The following is a 23,933-nucleotide window of genomic DNA, read 5'->3' as shown; positions in this document are numbered from 1 at the left end:
CACCCGGTGCGGTGAGGCTGCCGCGAGAGGGGTCGCGTTGTCCGTCGTGAAGATCAATGTGCTGACGGTTCCCGCCGAGATGCGGGAGGAGCTGGAGCGCCGGTTCGCCAACCGGGCGGGGATGGTGGAGTCGTCCGACGGGTTCGAGTGGTTCGAGCTCCTGCGGCCGGCCGAGGGCACCGACCGCTATCTCGTCTACACGCGCTGGCGCAGTGAGGACGACTTCCAGAACTGGCAGAAGGGCATGGCGTTCCAGCGCGGCCACGCCCAGGCCGCCGCCGACGCGGGCCGCGCCGGCGGACAGGGGCAGGGGCACGGCCACGGGCAGGGTCCGGCCGCCACGGACTCGGAGGTGTGGTCCTTCGAGGTGGTGCAGAGCGCCGGCCCGAAGTCCTAGCCGGCGCTTCCGGGGGCGGTCAGTCGTCGAGGGGGTTGCGGGCGATGCGCTCCGCGATCCCCGACCGGACGAACCCGCCCGCCAGGCTGGACGGCTTGCGCTCGCCCTGCTCGGCGATGCAGGCGGCGAACTCCTTGGCGATGTCCAGGCGCGGGTGGCGGGCCAGGACCTCCTCCCGCAGGCCGGGCGGGATCAACTCGGTGCGCCGGCCCGAGATGTCCATGCCCGTGGACAGCTCCAGCAGGTGCCCCTCAGGATCGTCCTCCAGGGACACCTCGGCCCACATGTGCCGGACGATCACTTCGAGGGCGCGCTGCCTGCGCTCGCGCGACCAGCCGGCGCCCGCGCAGAACGCCCACGCCACGTGCCCGCCCGCCTCCTCGAACGGCACGGTGTGGCTGTCGAACTCGGCGGTCAGCCCGAGGTCGTGGAGCATCGCCGAGACGTAGAGCAGCTCCGCGTCGAAGCCGATGCCCTGCTTCCTGGCGTAGGCGGCGGCCCACAGGTAGGCCCGGACGGAGTGGTTCAGCAGCGAGGGCGTGTGGTATCTGGCCGCCACCTCCAGCGCGCCGCGGCAGGCGGCGGTGTCGGGGATCACCAGGTCGTTCAGCTTCATGGGGCCATCATGGCTCAACGGGCGCGGGCGGCGGGCCGGGGGACGCCCCGGCGGCCCGGCGCGGCGTCGCCCGGGTCCGCGGGCGGGGTGCGGCGGGCCAGCGCCAGGCCCGCCGCCAGGCAGGCGAGCGGCACGCCGGGCAGCACGTACCGGTGGTCGAAGGCGGCGATGAGCACGGGCAGCAGGAGCAGCGTCACCGAGGCCGCCCACGGCAGCAGCACGTCGCCGCCCAGCGACCGCCACCTGACCACGACCCCGGCCAGGCCGACCAGCAGGAGCGCCCCGAGCAGCGGCCCCCGCAGGAAGCCCCAGCCCTGGTAGCCGCGGATCAGGCCCGCGTACGGCTCGACGACCGCGCTCTGGCCGGAGGCGCCCTGGTAGTCGGTGGTGATCTCGGCGGCGGTGCGGTCCTTGGAGGCGGGCACGTCCTTGAACGGCGGGATCCGCTCCGGGAAGGAGTAGGCGCTCTGCGGCCCGTCGACCGGGTACACCCAGCGCTCCCAGCTGAAGATGTGCGCCGAGTCGGCGAGCCCCGCGGCGAGGAAGTCGAGGGGCTGGGCGAGGATGGCCTGGCGCGCGAAGCGGCTTGCGGCCTCGTCGCGCGCGGCGTTGCCGCCCTTGATCGTGGTGATCGGCGAGTCGGCGTCCCAGATGTACTCGGGCGGCTGCCGGCGCTGCCCCAGCGGCTCCTTCGGGCAGAGCTGCGGCAGGTCCGGCTGGATGCGCGCGCAGTCGGCGAAGGTCAGCGTGCGCGCCCACAGGAACGTGCCGCCGCGGCTCAGCGCGAACGTGCCGTGGACCGAGGCGAACCACGAGGCGTAACCGGCGAGCGGGATCGCGGCGGCCACGGCGAGCGCGGCGACGGGGCGCCAGCCGGCGCGGCGCAGCAGCAGCGCGACCGCGACCACGGCGATCAGCGGGAGCCCGATCGTGCGGGTGACGGTGGCGGCGGCCAGCAGGACCCCGGCCGCGGCGGCCGTTCCGGCCGAGGGGCGGGGCCGCCACAGGACCAGGGTCACCGCGGCCATGACGAGGAACACGAACAGCAGATCAGCCATGATCATGTGTTCGAGCTGGATCTGGTACGCGTCGGCGAGCACCGGCAGGGCGAACAGGGCCGCGGCCCAGCCGGGCAGGCGGCGGCGCAGCAGGGCGTACACCATGACGCCGATGCCGAGCCCGAGCAGGTGCTGCACGACCACGACCGCCTCGATGCTCGACAGCGGGCGCAGCGCCCACAGGAAGAACGAGTAGCCGGACGTGCGCGACTCCAGCGGGCGCGGGTCGAGCGCGGCGTTGAGGTAGGCGAAGGAGTCGGCCCAGAACCAGATCGCCGGCCGGTAGCCGAGGAGGGCGAGGCCGCGCAGCACGACCCCGGCGAACACGGCAAGGAGGAACGCCCTGTGCGCGCGTACCAACGACATCAGCGGCCTCCTCAGCCTCCCGGCGAGCAAACAGGATACAAAGGGCGAATAGCTCTCGGGCCGCTAACGATCTGGCACCCGGTCTGTCGCCCGACTTGACCGGTTGATCGCGATTCGGACAGCATGTTCCGCCCCCATTTCATGGTCCGGAAGGAAACCGGCGTGCGCCGCCTCACGATCACCCTCGCCTCCCTGCTTCTCCTGTGCGGGCTGGCACGTTCAGCGCACGCCGACACGCCCGCGGACGGCACGGAGAAGGTCAAGCGGACCGCCCAGTGCCAGGGCGACTGGCTGCCCGCCACACCCACGGCCGACGAGGTCATGCGGGGCGAGATCTCCCTGGTCGGCCTGCCGCCGTACAAGCTCGGCAGCAAGATCAACTGGGCGGCCAGCCCGTACCGCAACCGCTCGTGGGAGTTCGTCTTCCAGTCGCTGCGCTGGATGGGCACGCTCGTCGTGGCCTACGAGAACAGCGGCGACGAGCGCTACCTCGACCGCGCCAAGGCGATCACCAAGGACTGGGTGGCGAGCAACCGGCGCGGCGCCCGCGGCACCCCGTCGTACGCCTGGAAGGACCACCCCGTCTCCCTGCGCTCGCAGGCGCTGGTCTGCCTGAGCATGCACGTCAAGGACGGCTGGCTGAAGGACAGCCTGGCCGACCACGCCCGGCTGCTGGCCGACCCGAGGCTCTACAAGAAGGGCCACAACCACGGGATGGACCAGGACATCGCGCTGATGGGCATCGGCTGCCGCTACGGCCGCTCCGACTGGGCGGGCCTGGCCTCCAGGCGCCTGACCGGCACCGTCAAGCTCGACGTGGACTCCCAGGGCGCGCTCATGGAGCAGGCTCCGCGCTACGCCGTCTACGTGTACGGCCGGCTCCAGGTGGCCATCGCCAACATGAAGGACTGCGGGCGCAAGGTGCCGGGCGAGATCTCCGCGCGGGCCGACGCCCTCAAGGACTTCATCGCCCACTCCACCATGCCCAACGGCTACATGGCGCCCCTCGGCGACGGCAGCGCCGAGACCGAGCCGCGGGTGGAGACCGGCACGCCCAAGCAGGAGGTCAAGGTCTACCGGGCCGGCTATGTCTACGGCCGGACCGCCTGGAACAAGCCGGACTCCGCGTACTACTCGATCAGGTTCGGCCCCGGCCTGAAGTTCCACGGCCACGAGGACCACCTGGGCGTGACGTACTACGCGCACGGCCGCGACATCCTCATGGACGCCGGCTTCCACTCCTACGAGAAGAGCGCCTACCGCTACTGGACGCTCTCCCCCGAGGCGCACAACGTCCCCATGGTCGTCGGCCAGCGCTTCCGGCCGCGCACGGCCAGCAAGCTGACCAGGTCGGTGATCGGCGCCGACCGGCAGGCGTTCCGCCTGACCGACAAGGCGTACGGGACGGCCCGCACCCGGTCGGTGCTCGTCAACCACGGCGACGACCTGATGGCGGTGCTCGACACGGCGGCCGGCGGCAAGAAGGTGCGCAACCTGTGGCGGTTCGCCCCGTCGCTCAAGGTCGTCTCGAACGAGGGCGGCCGGGTGGTGCTGGGCGACGGCAAGTTCCGGGTGACGCTGCTCCAGTTCGGCCCCTCCTGCCGTCCGGTGGGCGGGCAGAAGGTCGAGCGCGGCGGGAAGCTGGGCTGGGTGTCGCCGACCTACCTGTCCAAGCAGCCGGCGTCCGTCGTCGTGTCGCCGGACGCCGCGTCGCTGCTGACGGTGATCGTGCCCGGCACGGACGACCCGAAGGTGTCGTGCTCGGGCGGCAAGGTGAAGGTCGAGGGCGTGTCCTTCTCGGCCGGCCTGCTGTGACCGGCCCTGCTCTGACCGTCTCGACTCGCCTCAGCTTGTCGCGGCGGCGAGCCCGGTCCGCAACGCCTCCGCGTTGGCGGCCGCGAACTGCGCGAACGTACGCGGCGGGCGGCCCGTGAGCTCCTGGACGGCCGTCGTCGTGGCGGCCAGGTAGCCGGTCGCGACCTGCCGGGACAGCTCGGCGACGTCGTCGGCGAAGGACGCGGGCAGCCCACGGGCTCGCAGCGCCGCGGCCAGCTCGTCCGGAGGCAGCGCGACGCACCCGACGGTCCGGCCCAGCACGGCCGAGAGCTCCTCCGCGACCTGAGCATGGGTGAGCCCCCGCGGTCCGGTCAGCACGTGCGTCGCCCCCGGCCCGGGTGATCCGGTGAGCAGCGCGGCGGCGCAGGCGGCGATGTCGTGGCAGTCGATGTACGACACCGGGACGCCCGCGTAGGGGTCGAGGAGCTTCCCGTCGGCGGAGAAGGCGCCGGCCCCGGTGATGAAGTTCTGCATGAACCCGCTGGGCTGGAGCATCGTCCAGCCGAGACCGGACCCCTTGAGGTACTCCTCGACCTCCCAGTGCGCGCCCTCGGCCAGCCGGCCGCCGTGACGGGCGTGCCAGACCGACACCTTCACCACCTGCGACACGCCGGCGGCGCGCGCGGCGTCGATGGCCGCCTTCTGCTGGCGGATCATCGGCTGCTCGCCATCCACGGGCTGGGCTCCGCCCGCGTTGAGGAACAGCCGGTCGACCCCCTCCATCGCGGGGATCAGCGAGGCCGGGTCGTCGAAGTCTCCCACGACGACGTCGCAGCCCAGGCTGCTCGCCTTGGCCTCGTCGCGGACCAGCGCGCGGAAGGGCGTCGCCCGGTCGCGCAGCAGGCCTACGAGGTGGCGTCCGATGGATCCGGTGGCTCCGGTAACCAAGATCATGTCAGTTCCGTTCAGGAGGAGGCAGGCGACCCACGGTATTCTGAGGCAGCCTCGACTAAACTATACTGAGGCTGCCTCGAATTACCAGGGACTCCACATGACCACCACCCGCCGGCCTCGCGCCGACGCCCGCCGCAACTACGAACGCCTGCTGGCCGAGGCCGACGCGGCCTTCCGGGAAGGAGGCGTCGAGTCCAGCCTGGAGAGCGTCGCCCGCCGCGCCGGCGTCGCCATCGGCACCCTCTACGGCCACTTCCCCACCCGCCGGGCACTGGTCGGCGCGCTCCTGCGCGAACGCAACGAAGGCCTGTTCGAACTCGGCGAACGGCTCCTGGCCCGCCCCGAACCGGACGCGCTCGCCACCTGGGTCCGCGCGGCCACCGCGCACGCCGCCGCCTACAGCGGCCTGGCCGCCCTCCTCGCCGACGGCCTGGACGACGAGACTTCCGACCTGCACGCCTCCTGCCGGCGCATGGCCGACATCGGGGAACGGCTCGTCGCCCGCGCCCGCGAAACGGGCGCCGTACGCCCCGACGCGACGGGCGACGACGTCATCGCGCTGACGACCGCGGCGGCCTCGCTCCACGAGCACCGCTCCGCGGCCGAGGCCGACCGCCTCATCACCCTCACCATGGCCGGCCTCGCCGTCCGGCGCCTTTGAGACGGCCGGCCACACCCGAGATCCGTCGTGCCCGCGACTTCTCGTCTTCGAGACCGCGACCACCCCAGACCCAGCCGTCTCCGGCTTCGGCCATCCCAGGGCCCGAAGATCCCGGAGCGCGACCATCCCGGCGGGCACCATCGTGACCGCTCTGCCAGGGAGCGTCGTGCGCTGAGCGGGGCCGGCGGGTGTAGATCGGGCGCGACGGCGTGTGGCGAGGGGACACCGGGTCACGTCGGCACCGCCCGCCCGGCCTGACAGCGTGGTCCACGCCGGACGACGTCAGGTGAAGTCCTGGCCGTGCCGTCCGGGACTCGCCCCGTTGCTCATGACCGGGCGGCCGAGTCTCCGCGGCCACCATGGGCTCGCTCTCCCCGGCTCACTCCATGCCGTGCTACCGCTGCCCCGGACGACACGACGCGATCGGGCGTACGACCGGGGGTCTGGGGTTCGGAAGACCCCCGGGTGGGGGTGCGGGGGCTTGCCCCCACAGAGCGCGGCCCGGAGCCCCATGGCGCGGAGCGCCCCCTGCGGAGGGCCATGCTTCGCGCCCCGGAGCCCCCCGGCCGGAAGCTCGTGTCAGCCGGTCTCGCGGCCCGCGCGCAGGAGGCCGTAGGTGACCGCCTGCTCCAGCGCCTGCCAGGAGGCGTCGATGATGTTCTCGGCGACGCCGACCGTGGCCCACTCGGCCGTGTCGTCGCTGGAGGTGATGAGCACGCGGATGACCGCGCCCGAGCCGTGCGTGCCCTCCAGGATGCGCACCTTGAAGTCGATGAGCTCCAGCCTGGCCAGCTCGGGGTAGAGCTTCTCCAGGCCGAGCCGCACCGCCTTGTCCAGGGCGTTGACGGGGCCGTTGCCCTCGCCCGTGGCGACGATGCGCTCGCCCTTGGCGTGCAGCTTGACCGTGGCCTCGCTGACCAGCTCGCCGTCCTTGGTGCGCTCGACGATCACGCGCCACGACTCCACCTCGAAGTGGCGGCGCCGCTCGCCGTGGACGGTGTCGCGCAGCAGCAGCTCGAAGGAGGCGTCGGCCGCCTCGAAGGTGAAGCCCTGGGACTCCAGGTCCTTGACCCGCTCGACCAGGGTCTTCGTGTGCTCGGGGGTCAGCTCGTACCCCAGCTCGCGGCCCTTCAGCTCGACCGAGGCGCGGCCGGCCATGTCGGAGACCAGCATGCGCATGTCGTTGCCCACCTGGGCGGGGTCGATGTGCTGGTAGAGGTTGGGGTCGACCTTGATGGCGCTGGCGTGCAGGCCGGCCTTGTGGGCGAACGCCGACGCGCCGACGTACGGGGCGTGGGAGTTGGGCGTGACGTTGGTGACCTCGGTGATCGCGTGGGCGATGCGGGTCATGTCGGCCAGCGCCTGCGGCGGCACGAGGTCGAAGCCCCGCTTGAGCTGGAGGTTGGCGACCACGGTGAACAGGTTGGCGTTGCCGGAGCGCTCGCCGTAGCCGTTGGCGCAGCCCTGCACGTGGGTGGCGCCGGCCTTGACCGCGGCCAGGGTGTTGGCGACCGCGCAGCCGGTGTCGTCGTGGCAGTGGATGCCGACGCGCGCCCCGGTCTGCGCGGCCGCGTGGACCACGTCGGCCAGCTCGTCGGGGAGCATGCCGCCGTTCGTGTCGCACAGGGCGACGACGTCGGCGCCCGCCTCGGCGGCGGTCCTGAGCACCTCCAGGGCGTACGCTGGGTTGGACTTGTAGCCGTCGAAGAAGTGCTCGGCGTCCAGGAAGACTCGCTGTCCCTCCGCACGGAGGTGGGAGACCGTGTCGCGGATCATCGCGAGGTTCTCCTCGAGGGTCGTGCGGAGGGCCAGCTCCACGTGCCGGTCGTGGCTCTTGGCGACAAGGGTCACGACCGGCGCGCCGGATTCGCGCAGAGCGGCCACCAAAGGGTCGTCGGCTGCCTTCACACCGGCCCGGCGGGTCGCGCCGAACGCGGCTAGCTGCGCGTGCTTCAGGTCGAGCTCGGTCCGAGCCCGCCGGAAGAACTCTGTGTCCTTGGGGTTGGCACCGGGCCAGCCCCCTTCGATGAAACCGACGCCCAGCCCGTCCAGATGGCGCGCGACAGCGAGCTTGTCGGCGACGGTGAGGTTGAGCCCCTCCTGCTGTGCGCCGTCACGCAGCGTCGTGTCATAGACGTGGAACCGGTCGTCGGCCATGGTGTCCTCTCCCTGGAAAACAAAAAGACCCCTCACGGACGTGAGAGGTCTGCGCGCTGGCTATGTCCCTGTGTCAGCCAGCGCGCCTGCCGATAATGAGCAGACCGTAGAACATGGTGCTCAGCAGTCTGCCATACCGACTCACCATTCGGCACATCGGTCTCAGGGTATGGACACCCGGTGTCACACCGTGACGCCGGAGCCCCCGGTGATGGCCGTCTCCAGGGCCTTCGGGTCGAACGCCTCGTCGCCGAGCAGCCGCCCGTCGAGCACGACCGTGGGGGTGCCTTCGAGGCGGATCCTGGCGCTCTGCTTCAGGTGGTCCTCGGCGTAGGTCTGGGAGGTGACGCACTGGTCGACCGACGCGCCCGCCTGGCGGGCCGCCCTGGCCAGCTCCTCCAGGGTGAAGCCGGAGGCCACGCCGTGGGGGGCGGGCTGCATGCTGTACAGCTCGTCGCGGAAGGCCAGCCAGTTGTCCTCGGGGACGCAGCGGGCCGCGGCGGCGGCGCGTACGGAGTTCGAGTGCATGGGCTCGTCCTGGAAGATCGTCACCGGGTGGTAGACGACCTTGACCTTGCCCTCCGCGGCCAGGCGGCGGATCGTGGCGTCCACCCGCGTGTGCAGGTCCTTACAGACCGGGCAGTCGAAGTCCTCGTACAGGTCCAGCACCGGAGCGCTGGCGCCGGTGTCGGCGAGCACCATGCTGCCGTCGGGCTGCCGCAGCAGCCGTACGCCCCGCGACGTCCCGTCGCCCCCCACGGTCTGCAGCACCACGAGCCCGGCCAGCACCGCCAAGGCGGCCAGCACGGCCGCCACCCTCTTCGTCATTCGCCCCGTCCCTCGATCCGGTCGCCGCGACCTTACCGGAATCACCTGAGAAACCCCTGAATAGGGGATCAAAGACGGCAGAACCGGCGCGACCGGCCCGGGGTGACGACGGGCCGGTCGCGCGGTGAGGTGGCTAGAGGACCTTGTGGATCCAGCCGTGCAGGTCGGGGCGGGCGCCGTACTGGATGCCGAGCAGCTCCTCGCGCACCCGCATGGTGACCGGGCCGGGCGTGCCGTCGGCGATCGTCCAGGACCGGTCGGCGCCCTTGACCGTGCCGACCGGGGTGACCACCGCCGCCGTGCCGCAGGCGAAGACCTCGGTGATCTCGCCGGACGCGCAGCCGTCCGCCCACTCCTCGACGCTGATCAGCCGCTCCTCGGCCTCCAGGCCGAGGTCGTCGGCCAGCGCGATGATCGAGTCGCGGGTGATGCCGGGCAGCAGCGTGCCGGTCAGCGCGGGGGTGACGAGCTTGCCGCCGATGACGAAGAACAGGTTCATCCCGCCCATCTCCTCGACGTACGCGTGCTGCGCCGCGTCGAGCCACACCACCTGGTCGCAGCCGTTCTCGACGGCCTGGCGCTGGGCGACGAAGGCGGCGGCGTAGTTGCCGCCGCACTTGGCGAAGCCCGTGCCGCCGGGCGCGGCGCGGGTGTACTCGGTGGACAGCCACACCGAGACGGGCTTGACGCCGCCGGTGAAGTACGAGGCCGCCGGCGAGGCGATCACCATGTACTTGTAGGTGCGCGACGGGTAGTTGACGCCCAGCCCCACCTGCGTGGCGATCATGAAGGGGCGCAGGTAGAGGCTGTGCCCCTCGGTGGTCGGCACCCAGTCGCGGTCGGCCTGCACGAGCTGCTCCAGCGACTCGACGAACGTCTCCTCGGGCAGCTCCGGCATCGCCATGCGCGCCGCCGACTGGTTGAAGCGGGCGGCGTTGGCGTAGGGGCGGAAGGTCACGACCGAGCCGTTGATCTGCCGGTACGCCTTCAGGCCCTCGAACAGCTCCTGCGCGTAGTGGAAGACCGCCGTGGCGGGGTCGAGGGTGAGCGGCGCGTACGCCTGGAGCCGCGCGTCGTGCCAGCCCCTGCCCTCGGTGTAGTCGATGGAGACCAGGTGGTCGGTGAAGGTCGCGCCGAAGCCCGGGTTCGCCAGTACCTGCTCGCGCTCCGCCGCGGTGCGCGCATGGTCGGACAGCTGCACGTCGAAGCTGAGCTTCTGAGCGATGGTCATGACGATGGTCCTTCTCTCTACGACGGGGTGATGCCGGCGGCACTGCGCGACGGCAGTCCGTACTTCCTATTGTCTCGCTATTTGGGATGGCAAGGGGGCAGCAGGGTGTATATCCCCCGGAACATGCGAAAAGCGCCTGGCGGGTCCCTGTGCGGACCGCCAGGCGCTGGTGGAGCTAGGGCGGCCCTAGCTCGATACTCGCGCGGTGATGTCGTCGCCGATCTCGTGGGTGGTCCGGCTCGCCCACCCGCTCAGCCGCTCCAGGATGTCCTCGGAGACGGCCTGCTCGATCTTGGCGGCCTCGGCGTGCCGGCCGAGGTGGTCGAGGAGCATGGCGGCGGACAGGATGGTGGCGGTCGGGTCGGCCTTGCCCTGGCCCGCGATGTCGGGCGCGCTGCCGTGGACCGGCTCGAACATGCTGGGCGCGGTGCGGTCGGGGTTGATGTTGCCGCTGGCGGCCAGGCCGATGCCGCCCGCGATGGCCGCGCCGAGGTCGGTGATGATGTCGCCGAAGAGGTTGTCGGTGACGACCACGTCGAAGCGCTCGGGCTGACTGACGAAGTACATCGACGCCGCGTCGATGTGCGCGTAGTCGGTGGTGACCTCGGGGAACTCCTCGGCCACCCGGTTGACCGTGCGCTGCCAGAGGTCTCCGGCGTAGGTCAGCACGTTGGTCTTGTGAACGAGCGTGAGCTTCTTGCGCGGCCTTGACTGCGCCTTGGCGAAGGCGTAACGCACCACGCGCTCGACGCCGTGGGCGGTGTTGAGCGACTCCTGCGTGGCGATCTCGTGGGGGGTGCCGGCGCGCATGACGCCGCCCGTGCCCGCGTAGAGGCCCTCGGTGCCCTCGCGGATCACGATCATGTCGATGTCCTCGGGGCGGGTGTCGGCCAGCGGCGTCTCCACGCCCGGGAAGAGCTTGACCGGGCGCAGGTTGACGTAGTGGTCGAAGGTGAAGCGCAGGCGCAGCAGCAGGTCGCGCTCCAGGATCCCGGGCGGGACGCTGGGGTCGCCGACCGCGCCGAGCAGGATCGCGTCGTAGCCGCGCAGCTCCTCCAGAACGGAGTCGGGCAGGGTCTCGCCGGTGCGGTGGTAGCGCGCGGCGCCGAGATCGTAGTGGGTGGCCTCGATCTTCGTGCCGACGGCTTCGAGCACCTTGAGCGCCTCTGTCACGACCTCGGTGCCGATGCCGTCACCGGGGATAACTGCCAGGCGAATGTCGCGCGAATCCATGGCCGGTACCTTACCTGGTCGTCTCGACTGACGAACACACCATCTCACTCAACGGACATCCGTTTTGAGGGGGATTGCGCGTATTTGACCGTTTCGTTAGAGTCCCTCGAGCCGAATCCACGCAGCGGTTGCGTGGAGCCGGGGACCCATTCCCCTCATGGGGCGAATCGGCAGGTCACCGCCGTAGGGCCGCTTCCAGGCCCGAGCCCGTCAGCTAACCCGGTAGGCCGTATGGAAGGACCTTCGTGTCTCGCTTCGCCATGCTCGCCGCCGTCGCGACCGCCGGGATCGCCATCGCCGCCCCGGCCGGCGTCTCCCTCGCCTCCACGCGACCCAGCACCCCCCTCTCCCCCCTTTCTGGAACGTTCCAGAACGCCTCCTCCTCCGTCCCCGGAAGCTCGCAGGAGGACACCTCCACCGCCCGGCTGACCTCGCCGGTCGTCACCCTCACCGGCGCGGACGTCAAGGCCGCCCGCGTCAAGAAGACCCCCCTCCCCGCCTGGAAACGGGCGCTCAAGTACGCCCTCGACAAGCGCGGCACCCCGTACGTCTGGGGCGGCGCCTCCCCCGCCGGCTACGACTGCTCCGGCCTGATGCTGCGCGCCTACCAGCACGCCGGCATCACGCTGCCGCGCACCGCGGCGCAGCAGTACAACGCGTTCTCCCGGAAGATCTCCTGGAAGAACCTCAAGCCCGGCGACCTCGTCTTCTTCCATGGCCTCGGGCACGTCGGGATGATCTCCAAGCCCGGGTACATGGTCCACTCCCCGCACACCGGCGACGTCGTCAAGGTCGAACGCCTGTCGGCCTGGCGCCGCTCCTCCTTCGTCGGCGCCGTCCGCCCCGACCCCAAGGGCGTCAAGGCCTGGGCCGCCCGGAAGGCCGCGGGCGAGGAGCCCGCTCCGGCCATGCCGATCGCCTCGATCCTGTAACCCCCGCCCGGCGGGCCGGCCGCGCTCGGGCGGCACCCGAGCGCGCCCAGCCCGCCCTGACGGCGGCGCGGGCGTAGCGTGATCCGTATGGCTGCCGAAAAGGTGCGTCTCAGCGAGGAGAAGGCGACCCTGCTCGCCACCCTGTACGGCAGGGCGCTGGACGCTCGCTCACCCCGGCCGATCCTCGGCGACACCATGGCCGCCGAGACCGTCTCCAGGATCGACCACGACTTCCGCCGCGTCGGCGTGGGCCCGCGCACGGCCGCGTCCGTGGCCCTGCGGGCGCGCCTCATCGACGACTGGGCGCGGGACTTCCTCACCGCGACGCCCGCGGCGACCGTGCTGCACCTCGGCTGCGGCCTCGACACCCGGGTCCACCGGCTGGGGCCGCCCGCCGGCGTGCGGTGGTACGACGTCGACTATCCCGACGTCGTCGAGCTGCGCCGGCGGCTCTACCCACAACCGCCGGGCTGCACGACGATCGGCACGTCGGTGACCGATCTCGGCTGGCTGGAGGGGATCCCGCGCGACCGTCCGGTGCTGGTCGTGGCCGAGGGGCTGGTCTACTACCTCGGCAGGGAGGAGGGGCGCGCGCTCGTGCGGGCCGTCGCCGAGGGGTTCCCCTCCGGCCAGTTCGTCTTCGACGCCCTCAACCGCCGCGGCATCGCGCTCCAGGTGGTCAACCGGCCCGTGCGGAAGGCGGGCGCGACGATGCGCTGGGGCATCGAGGGACCCGGGGACCTGCTGTCGATCAGTCCCCGGCTCCGGTGCGTGACCGCGCTCAGCGCGTTCGACATGGAGGGCTTCGCCGAGCTGTCACTGTCGCACCGGCTGGCGGCCGCGGTGGCCCGGGTGTCGCGCACCCTGCGGAACATGGCCGTGTTCTACCGGCTGGCCTTCTGACCGCGAGCCCCCCCTGACCGGAGAGCGCGCCGGATGACCGGAGACCGCGCGGACGGTCCCCGGCCCGGGCGCCGGGGTCAGCGGTAGTCGGCGGTCAGCGGGGCGCCGCCGTTGTCACGGCGGTCCAGCGCCGTCTGCAGGGCCTCGGTCGCCTCGTCGTCGTGCTCTTCGGCGCCGTTCCAGGCGTACATCTCATACATGTGGCTCATCTCATTTCGCGGGGCGTCGTACGGACGGAAGCCGGACCCCGGTCGCGAACCCGACCCGGGCCTGCGGCGCACGGTCCGGATCACGGACCGGGCGATGGGACTGACGGCCGACGCGACGCCACGCACCGCGGCGGGTCGCCGGCCTGCCCTAACAGGCCCCGCCGCGGCAGGTAATGAGTACGAGAACCTGGCGCATTGACAGCCAATGTACCTTCCGGTCACCGGGCTGTCTCGTTGGACGTCCTAATATCTCGCATCGTGAGACGACAAACGGCCGCCGCCGGACACATGAGGTCCGGCGGCGGCCGTTCGCGTCGGTGCGGGAGGATCAGCCGTCGAGGTCCACCGAGCGGCCGCTGTCGGCGCCGATCTCGGCGATGATCTGCTCGACCACGTCGGCCGGGATGGCCGAGTCGACGGTCAGCGCGATGAGCGCCTTGCCGCCCTTGACGTCACGGGCCACCTGCATCGAGGCGATGTTGATGCCGTGCTCGCCGAGGAGGCGGCCGACGACGCCGACGACGCCGGGCCGGTCGGTGTAGGTGAAGAACGACAGGTGCTCGGTCGGCTCGATCTCCATCTCGTAGCCGTTGACCTCGACGATCTTCGTGATCTGCCGCGGGCCGGACAGCGTGCCGGACACCGAGACCTGCCGGCCGTCGGCCAGCACGCCGCGCACGGTCACCACGTTGCGCCAGTCGGGGCTGTCGGAGCTGGTCACCATCTCGACCGTGACGCCGCGGTCCTTGGCCAGCAGCGGCGCGTTGACGTAGGTCACGGAGTCCTCGACCACGTCGGTGAAGACGCCCTTGAGCGCGGCCAGCTCCAGCACCCGCACGTCCTGCGCGGCGATCTCGCCGCGCACCTCGACGTCGAGCTTGGTGGCCACCTCGCCGGCCAGCGCGGTGAAGACGCGGCCGAGCTTCTCGGCGAGCGGCAGGCCCGGCTTGACGTCCTCGGCCACCGCGCCGCCCTGGACGTTGACCGCGTCGGGCACGAACTCGCCCGCCAGCGCCAGCTTCACGCTGCGCGCGACCTGGGTGCCGGCCTTCTCCTGGGCCTCGTGCGTGGAGGCGCCGAGGTGCGGCGTCACGACGACCTGGTCCAGCTCGAACAGCGGGCTGTCGGTGCAGGGCTCCTTGGCGAAGACGTCGAGGCCGGCGCCCGCGACGCGGCCCTCCTTGATCGCGGAGTAGAGCGCCGCCTCGTCCACGATGCCGCCGCGGGCCACGTTGATGATCCGCACCGACGGCTTGACCTCGTGCAGCTCCTTGTCGCCGATGAGGCCGAGGGTCTCCTTGGACTTGGGCAGGTGGACCGTGATGAAGTCGGCCTGCTTGATGACCTCGTCGAGGCTCACCAGCTTGACGCCCATCTGCGCGGCGCGGGCCGGCGGCAGGTAGGGGTCGTAGGCGATCAGCTCGACGCCGAACGGCTGGAGCCGCTGCGCCACGAGCTGGCCGATCTTGCCGAGGCCGAGGATGCCGACGACCTTCTCGTCGAGCTCGACACCGGTGTACTTGGACCGCTTCCACTCGCCGTTCTTGAGCGCGGCGTGGGCCTGGGCCGTGTTGCGGGCGCTGGCCAGGATGAGGGCGACGGTCTGCTCGGCGGCGCTGGTGATGTTGGAGGTGGGCGCGTTGACGACCATCACGCCGGCCTTGGTGGCCGCCTCGACGTCGACGTTGTCGAGGCCCACGCCGGCGCGGGCCACCACGCGCAGCTTGGGCGCGGCGGCGATCGCCTCGGCGTCCACCTGCGTGGCGGAGCGGACGATCAGCGCGTCCACGTCCGCGAGCGCGGGCAGAAGCTGGGAGCGGTCGGCGCCGTCGGTGTGGCGGACCTCGAAATCGGCGCCGAGCACGGCGAGGCCGGCCTCGGACAACTCCTCTGCGACCAGGACGACAGGCTTTGTCACGGGTGGATCCTTACGGCGAGCGGCGGGCTGGAGGGGCACGTCGGCGAGCCCCTCGGAGTCCCCCCGAGTGTATCCGCGCTTGTGAACGCGTTCACGAGGGACCCGGAATGTGAGACGGACGCCGCCCTACCCGCCCCGTGCCAAGGTCATCCACGTCGCGCCCATCTTTGTCTTGCTCAGGAGTTTTCTTCGCCATTAGCCTGATAAGCCGTGGCCCACTACCTATGGTTCGTCATATGAGCATCGGGAATCCTGCGCTCGCCGACGTGCTCGCCCAGCACGGCACCCCGCACCGCCTGCTCGCGGCCCTGGCCGACGGCGGAGTACTGGTGGCCGTGCGGCCCGACCGGTCCGTCGTCCTGGGTACCACGCAGGCCGGCGATCGGGTTCTGCTCGGTTACACCGGCCCGGGCTCCTACGCCCGGCACCGCGGCTGCCATTCCCTGTCGGCCTGCGACGCCGACACCATCCTCGACATCCAGCGCGTCACGGGCGTGCGTGAGATCGTCATCGACGCGGCCGGCCCCGCCGCGGCCGCCGTGCCGATCGACGACCTGCAGCGATTCCTGACCTCGACGCGCAGCGGGCCGACGCCCGTCCTGTCGGGCGCCGCCCCCGCCGCGTACGCGACCGGCGCCATGGCCATGGTGTCGCGCGGCGCGCCCGCGCTCGCCCAGGTGGCCCCGCCGGCCCCCGAGTCCCCGCCCATGCCGTGGATCCCCGCGCCGCGCCCGCACCTGTCGGGCCCGATGCAGCAGGTCGATCCGGGCTACCGGCGCTGCACGCACCCGATCCTGCCCGCGCTGCGGCGGGCCATCGCGCACCTGCTGGCGGACTTCCCGCTGGTCCACCACGTCTGGATCTCCGAGGCCCGCACCGCCTCCGGCGTCCCCGGCATCATGCTGCACGTCAAGGTGCACATGTCGGCGGCCGAGGACGTGGTGCGCGACCTGCACCGCGGGGTGCGCGCCCGGCTGCCGCAGTTCGCGGCCAGCGGGGCGCCGATCCTCATGGCGCGGGTGGCCGACGCGCGCAGCGAGCGCCGCATGATCGAGATCGGCGCGCACGTGGTCTGCGCGAACGTCATCGACTAGCCGGACGTACGCGGGAGGCCGGGCGTACCCGCTGGAAGCGGGCCCTACCGAACAAGCCCTCGCTCGGTTTAGATGAGGGCATGATCGCAACGCCCGCCGGCGCCCCCACCGTGTCCAGGGGCGTGCGCCTCGGGTATGGCGTCGGGTCGTTCTGCACGGCCACGTTCAACGCCGTGCCCGGCCTGCTGCTGCTGTACTACATGACGAACTTCCTGGCCGTGCCCGCGTGGCTGGCCGGCGCCGTGGTCGCCGGCCCCAAGGTGTGGGACCTGGTGATCAACCCCCTCGTCGGCCGCTGGTCGGACCGCACCACCTCGCGGCTCGGCCCCCGGCGGCCGTGGCTGCTGGCCGGGGCCTGCACGCTGCCGGTCGCGTTCGTCCTGGTCTTCGCCGGGCCGCCGCTGACCGGCGTGCCGGCCGCCCTGTACGTCGGGGCCTGCTTCATGGCCGCCGCCACCGGATACGCGCTGTTCGAGGTGCCGTACAAGGCGATGCCCGCTGAGATGACCGGCGACTACCACGAGCGGACCTCGCTGCTGCAGTGGCGGATGGTCTTCATCGGGGCCGCCACCGTGATCAGCGGCATCGTGGCGCCGGCGATCGTCAACAGCGACGGCCACGCCGGCACCCTGGACAGCTACCGGCTCATGGCGGTGACCGTCGCGTCGGTGCTGCTCGCCTCGATGCTCGGCGCGTTCTTCGGCACGGCCCGCGCCCCCATGACCGGCGCGCCGGAGCCGGACTCGGGGAGCCTGCGCGAGCAGTTCGCCGCGGCCCGGGGCAACTCGGCGTTCGTCTGGCTGCTCGCGCTGAGCTGCCTGCAGATGATGGCGGTCAGCATGCTGCTGGCCGGGGCGCCGTACTTCGCCGCGTACATCCTGGACGACCCGAAGACGACGAGCACGCTGTTCGCGGTGTTCGTGGGACCGATGCTGCTGGCCATGCCGGCCTGGGTGTGGCTGGCCAGGCGCTACGACAAGCGCGGCGCGATGATCCTGGCCGGGCTGCTGTTCGGCGGCGGCACGCTGGCGAACCTCGCCACGCCGCTGTTCGGCTCCTGGTACGCGCACACCATGCTGCTGGTCGTGGGCCTCGGCTACGCGGGCGTCCAGCTCCTGGAGTTCTCGATGCTGGCCGACGTGATCGCCGTGGACGCCGAGACGACGGGCAAGCGGCGGGCCGGGGTGTTCACCGGGCTGTGGACGGCGATCGAGAGCGGGATCAGCTCGTTCGGGGCGTTGATCTTCGGCGGGGTGCTGACGCTGGGCGGGTTCGTGGAGTCGGACGCCGGCCGGCCGGTGGCGCAGCCGGACAGCGCCGTGACCGCGGTCCTCCTCGGAGAGACCGCGATCCCGGCGCTGGTGCTGTTCCTGGCGGTGCTGATGACGCTGAAGTACCGGCTCAGGCCAGGCGGCGTGCCGGCGTCCAGCGCGTCCGGGTGAACACGCCCGCCACCAGGGCCGCCAGCAGCGGCAGCCCGAGCACGATCGCGGCGACGGGCAGCCCCGGGACGTCGAGGACGGCGGGCTCGACCGAGCTCGTGTCGCCGAAGCTGATCGTGCGGGCCATGGAGAAGGTCAGCGCGACGCCGGTGCTCAGCCCGCCGGCCAGCCCCACGAGCGCGCCCGCGCCCGCCACGAACCCCGCCTGGGCCGCCACGACGAGCCGGCGGGTCCGCCGGGCGGCGCCGACGGCCGAGAGCGTGTCGAGGTCACGGCGCATGTCGGCGGCGGCGAGCCCGGTGGCGGCGAGGGTACCGCCGAGGCCGAGGACGAGCGCCAGGCCGAAGGCCACCGGGACCATCGCGTCGTCCTCGTCGCCGGGGCCGATCTCGGTCATGGTCGTCATCCTGCTGTCGATCGCGTTGAGGTCGCGTTCGAACCGGTCCCGGTCGGCGGGGCGATAGCTCAGGTACAGCTCCTGCTCGGCCGCCTTGAAGCCCTCCCGGGTGAACACCGCGGGCGAGACGACCGCGCCGACCTGCTTGCGGTCGGCGCCCTGGGCCGCCACGGCGGGGACCCGGAACCGGTGGCGGTCCTCTCCCTCGCTGGTCACGTCCACCACGAGCGTGTCCCCGCGCAGGAGGTCACGGTCGAAGACGACGGCCTTGCCCTGCGCCAGCGCCGCCGCGGCGGCGTCGTCACGCCGGCCCTGCAGGAAGGCGAGCAGGCGAGCGTCACCGATCATGATCTGCCCGCTGCCGCACCCGTCGGGGCACTCGTGCCGGAAGGTCACGAACGCCGGTGTGACGTCCTGACCCTTGGCGTCGCGAATCCGCTGGCCGGCGACCATGTCCACACCCGGGAGGCGCTTGCGGACGGCGTCCCGGACCCTGGCCCAGGCCGCGTCGTCGATCGGGTCGAACGCCGTCACCACGGTGGAGCCGACGGGCAGGTGCGGCCGGTAGCGCTCCACCCGGGTCGCCTGCGCGCTGGCCACGCCGACGCCCATCGCGACCGCCGCCATCGTGGCGGCCATGACCGCCGCCGCGGCCGACGCCGTACGGACGCGGTGCCGGACGGCGTCGCGCACGGACAGCCGGGCCGGCAGGGGCAGCCGGGGGGCGAGCCGCCCCAGGAACCGGACCAGCCACGGCATCAGCGCGACCAGCCCGAGCACGACCAGGACCGAGGCCATGACGATGGGCAGCGTGTCACCGCGGCTCAGGAACACTCCCGCCGCCGTGGCCCCCAGGCCGAGCAGCACCAGGACGAGCCCCAGGACGGGCCGGCCACCGCGGGCGCGGATCTCCCCGACCTCGCCCTCGCGCCCCGCCAGCACCTGGGCAGGACTCTGCCGTGCGGCCTGCACCGCCGGCACCACGGCCGCCACGAGACCGCTGACCAGACCGAGCGCGGCCACGCCGAGCACCTGTCCCCACGGAACGTCCAACGGTCCGAGCGGCGCTCCCCAGCGCGCGACGAAGGGGGCCGCCAGCCACGCGCCGCCGATGGCGAGGGGGACGCCGAGCAGGACGGCCACGCCGCCGAGCACGAGGCCGTCGGCCAGCACGATCATCTTGAGCTGGGCGGCCGACGCGCCCTGGGCCGCGATCATCGCCAGTTCACGTCTGCGCCGCCGCAGGCCCACGGCGAAGGCCGGCCCGGCCAGCAGAACGGTCTCCATGACGACGAGGATCACGATGGTGGCGATCCAGAGCAGCGTGTCGCTCGTCAGCCGATCGTCCCGGAGGACGGAGGCCCTGGGTGGTTCGGGGGCCTCGATGACGGCGCGGGACGACACCCGCAGGCCCACGGCGTTCAACCTGCGCACGTCGTCCCACTGGAGAGGCGCGGTCGTGTCGGCGAGCCAGGAGGTGCTGAGGGTCTGGTCCTTCAGGATCGAGCCGGGTAGGGCGATCATCTCCATGTCGCCCGGCTCGTTCGGGTTCTCGGCGATGCCCACGACCTTCCGGGCGCGGTCCCACCGGGTGACCTTGAGGGTGTCGCCCATCCGCACGCCCGTGTCCGCGAGCGGCGGCGTGATGGCGATCTCGTCCTGCGTGGCGGCGAACCTGCCCTGCGTGAGCCGGCGGAGCCCGCGGGCGATCGGATCGCGCAGGTCGCCCTCCAGCAGGCGCACCCGTTCGTAGCCGCCGGCCAGGCGCGCCTCCACCTCACTGCTCCGCAGGGAGATCAGCCGGCCGCCGCCGAGGAAGTCGCGGAGGGTCTCCGCCGTCCACCGGCGCGGCTCGCGGTCGTCCTCTCCCCGTCCGTCGACGACCGTCCAGGCGTCGCCCGCGACGTCCTGCTTGATGGGGTGGCCCGAGGCCGTCACGGAGATCCGCGCGTCGGCCGCGCCGAGCCGGGTCGTCAGCCCTTCGAGCGGGCTCACCTCCAGCGTGCGGTAGCCGGTGAACAGGGCGGCGAAGACGAGCACCGGTAAGCCGATCATCACCACGATCAGGGCGCTGCGTCCCTTGAAGCGCCGCGAGTCCCTGCGGGAGACGCGAAGCGCGGCGGTCAGGGCGCTCATCGGGCGCTCTCCAGGCGGACGGCGGCGGCGTCCGCGATCTCGCCGTCGCGCAGGTAGACGACCCGGTCGGCCCAGGCCGCGTACCGGGGCTCGTGGGTGACGAGCAGCACCGCCGCGCCCGCGTCGCAGCGCTCGCGCAGCAGCCGCATGATCTCGTCGCCGGTCGCCGTGTCGAGCGCGCCGGTCGGCTCGTCGGCCAGCAGCAGCCTGCGCTCCCCCGCCAGCGCCCGCGCGATGGCGACCCGCTGCCGCTGCCCCCCGGACAGCTCCTCGGGGAAGCGGTCGGCGATCTCCCGCACCCCGACCTCGGTCAGGGCCTCCAGCGCCTCGGTCCGTGCCCGGCCCGCGCGCACCCCGTCGAGCTCCCGGGGCAGCATCACGTTCTCGGCCGCCGTGAGCGACGGGATGAGGTTGAGGTCCTGGAAGACGTAGCCGACCTCGCGGCGGCGCAGCGCCGCCAGGTCCTTGACGGCGGCCAGATCCGTGTCGCCGATGGTCACGCTGCCCGAGGTGGGGCGGTCCAGGCCGCCGGCCACGTTGAGCAGCGTCGACTTGCCCGAGCCGGACGGTCCCATCACGGCGACCAGCTCGCCGCGCGCGACGTCGAGGCTCACCCCCTTCAGGGCGGGTACGTCGCCGTGGACGCGTGTCACGTCCCGCAGCTTCACGACAGTCATGAGTGCTTCTCCCTGAGAACGGCCTCGCAGTGGTCCAGCCAGCGCTGTTCCGCCTCGGCCTTGAAGATCAACGAATCGAGGACGAGCCGTTCGGCGAGCTCGCCCGAGGCGGCCCGCTTGGCCCGCGTGAGGTCCTGGAGCGTCCGCATGGCGGCCATGCGCTGCGCCAGGATGACCGCCTGGACATCCACGTCCCCCATGGAGACGGCCATGGCCAGCTTGATGGCCAGTTCGTCCCGAGGCCGGCCGGCCTGGTCGACGGGGGTGCTGAACCATCGCCCCAGTTCCTCCCGGCCGGCCTCGGTGATCGTGTAGACGGCCCGCCCCTGGTCGTCGGTGCCGCCAGGGGCGACCAGGCCGTCGCGTTCCATCCGGGAGAGCGTCGTGTAGACCTGGCCGATGTTGAGCGGCCAGGTCGCCCCCGTCGACGCCTCGAATTCCACCCGGAGCTGATAGCCGTACCGCGGCCCCTTGCTCAGCAAGGCGAGGAGCCCGTGTCTGATCGACATGGATACTGAGTATGCATACTGAGTATGCTGACGGCAAGCCGGACGCCCGAACGGCCGTGGAATGCGCGGTTTCTGGACAGAGAACGCGCACTGGCCCGATACTCGGGGCATGAGCTCGACGCATCCTCCGTTTCGCGCCTCCGACGGAGAACGTGATCGCGCGATCGGCGAGCTCCGCGACCGGGCCGTGGAGGGCCGCATCTCCCACGACACCTTCGTGGGCCGGGTGGACCAGGCCCTGCGTGCCCGCAGCCGCGACGAGCTCGACCGCCTGGTGGCCGACCTGCCGCGCCGCAGGACGCTCCGGCAGCGCGTGACGGACATGGTGTCCTCGGCCTCCGACTTCACCACCGGCCTGCGCGCGGCCTGGCGCCGGCCGCGCCTGCCCCGGCTGGCGCTGCCCGAGGACGACCGCGTCCGCTACGTGGTGGGCCGGGGCGCGGCGTGCGACCTCGTGCTGTCCGACCTCACCGTCTCGCGCGTCCACGCCGAGCTGCGGCGCGAGGAGGACGGCGGGTGGATGCTGGTCGACCTCGGCTCGCTCAACGGCACCCGGCTCAACGGCTGGCGGCTGGTGGGGCCGGCCCGGGTCAAGTCGGGTGACGAGATCTCGTTCGGCGACTGCGGCTTCCTGCTCAGCTCCGGACAGCCCTCCGCCTGAGCCGTCCCACCTCTCGGACGGGGTCACCCGCCGTCGCGCCCCGCCAGAACGCCGAAAGATACGGATATTTGCGGATTACACCGCGTACGCGCTGCCTGATGATCCAGGGCGAGACCCCCAGCTCTTTGGAGACTCCATGCGGCGCACCTCAGCCTCCCTCGTCGCGGGCGCGCTCGTCGCGGCCGTCGCGTGGGCGTCCAGCCCCTCCACCTCCGCGATCGCGCTCGAACCGTCGGCCGGCGTGGCCGACCTGACCCAGGACATCAACCAGATCCTCGCCGACTCGCGGCTCACCATCGCCCGGGCCGGCGTGGTCGTCAAGAGCGCCGCCACCGGCGAGGAGCTCTACTCCACCGACGCCGGCAAGCAGATGATCCCGGCCTCCAACACCAAGCTGTTCACCTCGGCCGCCGCCGCCGAGACACTCGGCCTCGACTACCGCTTCCCCACCACGGTCCTGTCCGCCGGCCGCAAGATCGGCTCCGCGCTGACCGGTGACCTGGTGCTGCGCGGCACCGGCGACCCGACCATGCTGGCCGAGGACTACGACGCGCTGGCCGCCAAGGTCGCCGCGGCGGGCATCAAGCTCGTCACGGGCAAGCTGGTCGCGGACGACACCTGGTTCGACTCCACCCGGCTCGGCAGCGACTGGGCGTGGGACGACGAGACGGCGTACTACGCGGCGCCCATCTCGGCGCTGACCGCCGCGCCCGACCGCGACTACGACGCCGGCTCGGTGATCGTCTCGGTGGCGGCCGACGGCGACAAGGTCAAGGTCTCGACCACCCCCGAGACCGACTACCTGAAGATCGTCAACAAGGCGACGGTCGGCTCGTCCACCGACGTGCTCATCGAGCGCCAGCACAACAGCCGGACCGTCGTCATCACCGGCACCGTGGCCGACCCGTACCAGGAGTGGGTGGCCGTGGACGACGCGACCGCCTACGCCTCCTCGCTGTTCCGCAAGGCGCTGGACAAGCACGGCGTGCGCGTGCTCGGCCCGACCGTGACCGGGGCCGCCCCGTCCGGCGCGACCGAGCTGGCCGAGCACGAGTCGATGCCGCTGAGCGAGCTGCTGGTGCCGTTCCTGAAGCTGAGCAACAACATCCACGCCGAGATCCTCACCAAGGCGATGGGCCGCAAGGTCTCCGGCCAGGGCACCTGGTCGGCCGGCCTCAAGGTGGCCACGGACTTCGCCAAGGCGAACGGCGTCCAGGTGATCAACATGCGGGACGGCTCCGGTCTGTCGCGCCGCGACGGCTTCTCACCGGGCTCGATCGCCCAGCTCCTGACCGCCGTGCGCGGCAAGCCGTGGTTCAAGACCTGGTACGAGGCCCTGCCCATCGCCGGCAACGCCGACCGTTTCGTCGGCGGCACGCTGCGCAGCCGGATGCGCAACACGCCGGCCGCCGGCAACGTCCACGCCAAGACGGGCTCGCTGACCGGCGTGACCTCGCTGTCGGGGTACGTCACCAGCGCCGAGGGCGAGCCGCTGGTCTTCTCGATCATGCTGAACCAGTACCTGTCGGGCTCGCCGAAGGACATCGAGGACAAGATCGCCGTCCGCCTGGCGCGGTTCTCCCGCACCGCCACGGTGGACGCCGCCCCGCAGCTCCGCCAGGCCGCGACGGACGCCCCGGACCTCGAGTGCTCCTGGCTCAAGCCCGCCGAGTGCTGACCCGGCCGGCTCCGTAGTCACCCGCTCAGCCCGAGCCCTTCCGCGTGGACGGGGCTCGGGCTGTGGCGTTCGCCGGCGCCTCGCCCGTGCGGCTGATCGC

At 72.0% G+C, this 23,933-nt stretch carries 21 protein-coding genes and 1 riboswitch; of the genes, 9 read left to right on the top strand and 12 right to left on the bottom strand.

Going from position 1 to position 23,933, the window contains the following annotated elements; translation table 11 throughout:
• Positions 1–37: 37 nt before the first annotated feature.
• On the top strand, positions 38–397 hold the full coding sequence (locus tag HT134_RS35030) for an antibiotic biosynthesis monooxygenase family protein (protein WP_175604764.1): 360 nt from the start codon (positions 38–40) through the stop codon (positions 395–397).
• A 19-nt stretch (positions 398–416) separates the two neighbouring features.
• On the opposite strand, the gene HT134_RS35025 is transcribed toward HT134_RS35030, so the two are convergent.
• Both HT134_RS35025 and HT134_RS35020 read right to left on the bottom strand, forming a co-directional pair.
• Entirely contained in the window at positions 417–1,013 is a 597-nt protein-coding gene (locus tag HT134_RS35025; protein WP_175604763.1) for an HD domain-containing protein, read from the bottom strand.
• 14 nt (positions 1,014–1,027) lie between these two features.
• The gene (locus HT134_RS35020; protein WP_175604762.1) at positions 1,028–2,437 is read right to left on the bottom strand and encodes a hypothetical protein; all 1,410 of its coding nucleotides are present in this window, start codon (positions 2,435–2,437) and stop codon (positions 1,028–1,030) included.
• 162 nt (positions 2,438–2,599) lie between these two features.
• Here HT134_RS35020 and HT134_RS35015 point away from each other — a divergent pair, with 162 nt between their 5' ends.
• Positions 2,600–4,252, top strand: coding sequence for a heparinase II/III family protein (locus HT134_RS35015; protein WP_312888673.1), 1,653 nt, complete (start codon positions 2,600–2,602; stop codon positions 4,250–4,252).
• Positions 4,253–4,282: 30 nt separating this feature from the next.
• Here the strand turns inward: HT134_RS35015 and HT134_RS35010 are convergent, their stop codons facing one another.
• Positions 4,283–5,167, bottom strand: coding sequence for an NmrA family NAD(P)-binding protein (locus HT134_RS35010; protein WP_175604760.1), 885 nt, complete (start codon positions 5,165–5,167; stop codon positions 4,283–4,285).
• Between the two features lie 97 nt (positions 5,168–5,264).
• Here HT134_RS35010 and HT134_RS35005 point away from each other — a divergent pair, with 97 nt between their 5' ends.
• Positions 5,265–5,828: a TetR/AcrR family transcriptional regulator gene (locus HT134_RS35005; protein WP_175604759.1), complete on the top strand. Its 564-nt coding sequence runs from the start codon at positions 5,265–5,267 to the stop codon at positions 5,826–5,828.
• 579 nt (positions 5,829–6,407) lie between these two features.
• On the opposite strand, the gene cimA is transcribed toward HT134_RS35005, so the two are convergent.
• The 4 genes from cimA to HT134_RS34985 all read right to left on the bottom strand — a co-directional run bounded on the left by cimA (position 6,408) and on the right by HT134_RS34985 (position 11,277).
• Entirely contained in the window at positions 6,408–7,985 is a 1,578-nt protein-coding gene (gene cimA, locus HT134_RS35000; protein WP_175604758.1) for a citramalate synthase, read from the bottom strand.
• 183 nt (positions 7,986–8,168) lie between these two features.
• Positions 8,169–8,813, bottom strand: coding sequence for a DsbA family protein (locus HT134_RS34995; RefSeq protein WP_175604757.1), 645 nt, complete (start codon positions 8,811–8,813; stop codon positions 8,169–8,171).
• A gap of 133 nt (positions 8,814–8,946) precedes the next feature.
• Entirely contained in the window at positions 8,947–10,044 is a 1,098-nt protein-coding gene (locus tag HT134_RS34990) for a branched-chain amino acid aminotransferase (protein ID WP_175604756.1), read from the bottom strand.
• A 186-nt stretch (positions 10,045–10,230) separates the two neighbouring features.
• Entirely contained in the window at positions 10,231–11,277 is a 1,047-nt protein-coding gene (locus HT134_RS34985; RefSeq protein ID WP_175604755.1) for a 3-isopropylmalate dehydrogenase, read from the bottom strand.
• Positions 11,278–11,376: 99 nt separating this feature from the next.
• A riboswitch (cyclic di-AMP (ydaO/yuaA leader) is annotated at positions 11,377–11,521 on the top strand.
• Between the two features lies 1 nt (position 11,522).
• Here HT134_RS34985 and HT134_RS47295 point away from each other — a divergent pair.
• Positions 11,523–12,209: a C40 family peptidase gene (locus HT134_RS47295; RefSeq protein ID WP_175604754.1), complete on the top strand. Its 687-nt coding sequence runs from the start codon at positions 11,523–11,525 to the stop codon at positions 12,207–12,209.
• A gap of 87 nt (positions 12,210–12,296) precedes the next feature.
• On the top strand, positions 12,297–13,112 hold the full coding sequence (locus tag HT134_RS34975; RefSeq protein ID WP_175604753.1) for a class I SAM-dependent methyltransferase: 816 nt from the start codon (positions 12,297–12,299) through the stop codon (positions 13,110–13,112).
• A 77-nt stretch (positions 13,113–13,189) separates the two neighbouring features.
• On the opposite strand, the gene HT134_RS47290 is transcribed toward HT134_RS34975, so the two are convergent.
• Positions 13,190–13,321, bottom strand: coding sequence for a hypothetical protein (locus tag HT134_RS47290; RefSeq protein WP_281387819.1), 132 nt, complete (start codon positions 13,319–13,321; stop codon positions 13,190–13,192).
• Positions 13,322–13,649: 328 nt separating this feature from the next.
• On the bottom strand, positions 13,650–15,239 hold the full coding sequence (gene serA / locus HT134_RS34970) for a phosphoglycerate dehydrogenase (RefSeq protein WP_175604752.1): 1,590 nt from the start codon (positions 15,237–15,239) through the stop codon (positions 13,650–13,652).
• Positions 15,240–15,475: 236 nt separating this feature from the next.
• On the opposite strand from serA, the gene HT134_RS34965 reads away from it, so the two are divergent.
• Both HT134_RS34965 and HT134_RS34960 read left to right on the top strand, forming a co-directional pair.
• The gene (locus tag HT134_RS34965; RefSeq protein WP_175604751.1) at positions 15,476–16,333 is read left to right on the top strand and encodes a hypothetical protein; all 858 of its coding nucleotides are present in this window, start codon (positions 15,476–15,478) and stop codon (positions 16,331–16,333) included.
• An 80-nt stretch (positions 16,334–16,413) separates the two neighbouring features.
• The gene (locus HT134_RS34960; RefSeq protein ID WP_175604750.1) at positions 16,414–17,775 is read left to right on the top strand and encodes an MFS transporter; all 1,362 of its coding nucleotides are present in this window, start codon (positions 16,414–16,416) and stop codon (positions 17,773–17,775) included.
• On the opposite strand, the gene HT134_RS34955 is transcribed toward HT134_RS34960, so the two are convergent.
• The 3 genes from HT134_RS34955 to HT134_RS34945 are packed head-to-tail and all read right to left on the bottom strand — an operon-like array spanning position 17,735 to position 21,494.
• Positions 17,735–20,308 carry an ABC transporter permease gene (locus HT134_RS34955; protein ID WP_175604749.1) on the bottom strand — a complete coding sequence of 858 codons (2,574 nt, stop codon included), beginning with the start codon at positions 20,306–20,308 and terminating at the stop codon, positions 17,735–17,737. The two genes, HT134_RS34960 and HT134_RS34955, sit on opposite strands and share 41 nt — an antisense overlap.
• A complete protein-coding gene (locus HT134_RS34950; RefSeq protein ID WP_175604748.1) occupies positions 20,305–20,985 on the bottom strand; it encodes an ABC transporter ATP-binding protein in 681 nt (226 codons plus the stop codon). The genes HT134_RS34955 and HT134_RS34950 overlap by 4 nt, the downstream gene beginning before the upstream one ends.
• Positions 20,982–21,494: a PadR family transcriptional regulator gene (locus HT134_RS34945; protein WP_175604747.1), complete on the bottom strand. Its 513-nt coding sequence runs from the start codon at positions 21,492–21,494 to the stop codon at positions 20,982–20,984. Before HT134_RS34945 ends, HT134_RS34950 begins: the two co-directional genes overlap by 4 nt.
• 109 nt (positions 21,495–21,603) lie before the next feature.
• Between HT134_RS34945 and HT134_RS34940 the strand changes: the two genes are divergently transcribed.
• Both HT134_RS34940 and dacB read left to right on the top strand, forming a co-directional pair.
• The gene (locus HT134_RS34940) at positions 21,604–22,155 is read left to right on the top strand and encodes an FHA domain-containing protein (RefSeq protein WP_175604746.1); all 552 of its coding nucleotides are present in this window, start codon (positions 21,604–21,606) and stop codon (positions 22,153–22,155) included.
• A 136-nt stretch (positions 22,156–22,291) separates the two neighbouring features.
• On the top strand, positions 22,292–23,833 hold the full coding sequence (dacB, locus tag HT134_RS34935) for a D-alanyl-D-alanine carboxypeptidase/D-alanyl-D-alanine endopeptidase (RefSeq protein ID WP_175604745.1): 1,542 nt from the start codon (positions 22,292–22,294) through the stop codon (positions 23,831–23,833).
• Positions 23,834–23,933 lie beyond the last annotated feature (100 nt).

It is taken from the genome of Nonomuraea rhodomycinica (assembly GCF_013363995.1).
GTDB lineage: Bacteria > Actinomycetota > Actinomycetes > Streptosporangiales > Streptosporangiaceae > Nonomuraea > Nonomuraea rhodomycinica.
The sequence above is the reverse complement of the archived record's forward strand: the minus strand, read 5'-3'. Positions and strand labels throughout refer to the sequence as shown.

Excerpts from the sequence above, each read along its gene's own strand:
- HT134_RS34975 (WP_175604753.1), top strand. The coding sequence starts at position 12,297 with ATGGCTGCCGAAAAGGTGCGTCTCAGCGAGGAGAAGGCGACCCTGCTC.
- HT134_RS34990 (WP_175604756.1), bottom strand. The coding sequence starts at position 10,044 with ATGACCATCGCTCAGAAGCTCAGCTTCGACGTGCAGCTGTCCGACCAT.
- HT134_RS34940 (WP_175604746.1), top strand. The coding sequence starts at position 21,604 with ATGAGCTCGACGCATCCTCCGTTTCGCGCCTCCGACGGAGAACGTGAT.
- dacB (WP_175604745.1), top strand. The coding sequence starts at position 22,292 with ATGCGGCGCACCTCAGCCTCCCTCGTCGCGGGCGCGCTCGTCGCGGCC.
- HT134_RS35020 (WP_175604762.1), bottom strand. The coding sequence starts at position 2,437 with ATGTCGTTGGTACGCGCGCACAGGGCGTTCCTCCTTGCCGTGTTCGCC.
- HT134_RS35005 (WP_175604759.1), top strand. The coding sequence starts at position 5,265 with ATGACCACCACCCGCCGGCCTCGCGCCGACGCCCGCCGCAACTACGAA.
- HT134_RS34960 (WP_175604750.1), top strand. The coding sequence starts at position 16,414 with ATGATCGCAACGCCCGCCGGCGCCCCCACCGTGTCCAGGGGCGTGCGC.
- HT134_RS35010 (WP_175604760.1), bottom strand. The coding sequence starts at position 5,167 with ATGATCTTGGTTACCGGAGCCACCGGATCCATCGGACGCCACCTCGTA.
- HT134_RS34945 (WP_175604747.1), bottom strand. The coding sequence starts at position 21,494 with ATGTCGATCAGACACGGGCTCCTCGCCTTGCTGAGCAAGGGGCCGCGG.
- HT134_RS34950 (WP_175604748.1), bottom strand. The coding sequence starts at position 20,985 with ATGACTGTCGTGAAGCTGCGGGACGTGACACGCGTCCACGGCGACGTA.
- HT134_RS34955 (WP_175604749.1), bottom strand. The coding sequence starts at position 20,308 with ATGAGCGCCCTGACCGCCGCGCTTCGCGTCTCCCGCAGGGACTCGCGG.
- HT134_RS47290 (WP_281387819.1), bottom strand. The coding sequence starts at position 13,321 with ATGAGCCACATGTATGAGATGTACGCCTGGAACGGCGCCGAAGAGCAC.
- HT134_RS34965 (WP_175604751.1), top strand. The coding sequence starts at position 15,476 with ATGAGCATCGGGAATCCTGCGCTCGCCGACGTGCTCGCCCAGCACGGC.
- HT134_RS34985 (WP_175604755.1), bottom strand. The coding sequence starts at position 11,277 with ATGGATTCGCGCGACATTCGCCTGGCAGTTATCCCCGGTGACGGCATC.
- HT134_RS35025 (WP_175604763.1), bottom strand. The coding sequence starts at position 1,013 with ATGAAGCTGAACGACCTGGTGATCCCCGACACCGCCGCCTGCCGCGGC.
- HT134_RS34995 (WP_175604757.1), bottom strand. The coding sequence starts at position 8,813 with ATGACGAAGAGGGTGGCGGCCGTGCTGGCCGCCTTGGCGGTGCTGGCC.
- cimA (WP_175604758.1), bottom strand. The coding sequence starts at position 7,985 with ATGGCCGACGACCGGTTCCACGTCTATGACACGACGCTGCGTGACGGC.